General features: G+C 38.1%; 1 pseudogene. It reads left to right on the top strand.

Going from position 1 to position 599, the window contains the following annotated elements:
- Positions 1-347: 347 nt before the first annotated feature.
- Positions 348-599, top strand: a pseudogene (locus ACX5J7_RS01500) (hypothetical protein); the annotation flags it as partial.

Here is a 599-nt window from a genome sequence, read left to right as displayed (position 1 = left end):
GAAGCAGTACACGTGAAACTGACTTTTGACACTAAAAGACTACGTTCGAAGTTTCAACTTAGCTAGTGGCAGAGGTTTTCAGTTCCTTCGATGGAACTTAGGAGCGAAATTACAGAGAAACTCAGCGAAATAGAGTTTTGATACAAAGAGGCGCAACTCATATGCAGATACCAATTTTGCCATTACTGATCGCGTTTTTTTAGTTGTCGGGAATTAACGAGTCTAAACAGGAATTAAATGGAGTAGATGGTATAGATACGTACAGAACCTACAACGCGGGCATTATGTATCAAAATCAAAACAACTTACTAAGGATCGCATACAACAGCGTAGGAGAACAAAGTACGTTGTCAAATAGTGATGATAGTAGTTTTTACGCGATTGACTTCAGAGTCCAACTCAGCCCAAGGACAAGTCTCTCAGGAAGTAAAAATCAAGCGTTTTATGGAGACACTGAATCATTTTCTTTCAATTATGCTAATAGAAAGCTAAGAGCGACAGCTACATATTCTGAAGAAGTAACTGCAAACTCATCAATTTTTGACTCCGCCGTTGATGGTGTATTTGTATGTCCAGAAACTTATTTAACTTTAGATGAT

It is taken from the genome of Alteromonas infernus, from assembly GCF_902705815.1.
The sequence above is the reverse complement of the archived record's forward strand: the minus strand, read 5'-3'. Positions and strand labels throughout refer to the sequence as shown.